The sequence below is a fragment of the Sphingomonas sp. Leaf38 genome, assembly GCF_001421825.1.
Lineage (GTDB): Bacteria > Pseudomonadota > Alphaproteobacteria > Sphingomonadales > Sphingomonadaceae > Sphingomonas.
On the sequence record NZ_LMLD01000011.1, the window covers coordinates 1,006,425 to 1,007,926 of the forward strand.

At 65.6% G+C, this 1,502-nt stretch carries 1 protein-coding gene and 1 pseudogene; both read left to right on the top strand.

Annotated features, from left to right (window positions below; genetic code table 11):
- Positions 1-276, top strand: a pseudogene (locus ASE88_RS19535) (SWFGD domain-containing protein); the annotation flags it as partial.
- A gap of 141 nt (positions 277-417) precedes the next feature.
- Positions 418-1,407, top strand: a complete 990-nt coding sequence (locus tag ASE88_RS11945; RefSeq protein WP_082466520.1) for an NADP-dependent oxidoreductase — start codon at positions 418-420, stop codon at positions 1,405-1,407.
- The last annotated feature ends 95 nt before the right edge of the window (positions 1,408-1,502 follow it).

Consider the following 1,502-nt stretch of genomic DNA (forward strand, 5'->3'; position numbering starts at 1 on the left):
CGCTGGATCAAGACCGTCGACGGCAAGGTGACGCTGGCGAAGTCGGCGGACGAGGCCAAGGCGGCGTGGAAGGAAGAAGAGCGCAACTCTGCGATGTTCGAGTATGGCGACCGGACAGGGGGCGACAAGAAGGATGCCGGCACCACCGGTTACGCCTCGACCACCCAGACCGGCAGCGGCAGCGGCACCATGACGGGTTCGGCATCGACCGCTGGCACGTCGTCGTCTGCCACGACGTCGGACACGCTCGGCAAGTCGGGTTCCACTACCTACTAACTGTCTGAAAGCATTAGCCGGCATGGCATATTAGCTGGCCAAGAGGAGCCCGGGCGGAAACGTCCGGGCTTTTTTGCGGGTTGCGTGCCGGGGCGGTTTTGCCATACCCGGTGTACGAAATCCAACGACAGGAGCAAGATTATGGCCCGTGCATGGAGCCTGAAGGCACGTCCGCAAGGCATGCCGAAGCATACCGACTTCGCAATGATCGATCTCGACACGGCTGCGCTCGGTGCCGGCGAGGTGCGTATCGCCAATCGCTGGCTGTCGGTCGATCCGTACATGCGCGGGCGGATGAACGACGTGAAGAGCTATGTCCCGCCCTTCGCGCTGGGCGAGGCGATGCAGGGCGGCGCGGTCGGCGAAGTGGTCGAGAGCAACGACGACGGCATCAAGGTCGGCGACATGGTGCTGCACATGGCCGGCTGGCGCGACGAGGCGGTCGTGCCCGCCGCGCAGGTCCAGAAGCTGCCCGCGCTCGACGTGCCGCCGCAGGCGTTTCTCGGCCAGCTCGGCATGCCGGGGATGACCGGCTATTTCGGGCTGCTCGCGGTCGCGGAGGCAAAGGCGGGCGACACGGTGTTCGTGTCGGCGGCGGCGGGCGCGGTCGGCTCGACCGTCGTGCAGGTCGCCAAGGCCAAGGGCATGACCGTGATCGGCTCGGCCGGCGGCGCGGAGAAATGCGCGTGGGTCAAGTCGCTCGGGGCGGATGCCGTGATCGACTACAAGGGCGACGTACCGGTGGTGAAGGCACTCGGCCAGGCGGCGCCGAAAGGCATCGACGTGTATTTCGACAATGTCGGCGGCGAGCATCTCGATGCGGCGCTGGCGCATGCGAACCTGCATGCGCGGTTCGCGATCTGCGGCATGATCGACGTCTACAACAGCGGCGCGGCCACGCAGCTCAAATATCTCGCGCGGCTGATCGGCAACCGCATCCAGATCCGCGGCTTCATCGTCAGCGATTTCATGAGCCGCGCCGACGAGTTCTACAAGGACATGGGCGGCATGCTGACGGCCGGAACGCTCAAGCGGCAGGAGACGGTCAAGGAGGGGCTCGAGGCGATGCCCGACGCGTTTCTGGGGCTGTTCTCGGGCGGCAATACAGGCAAGATGCTGGTGAAGGTCTGAGGTAAGGAAGCTCAGGGTTCTATCCTCCCCCGCCAGGGGGAGGTGGCACCGAAGGTGACGGAGGGGGAGGACGCGGAGCAGGCGTTTCCCTTTCC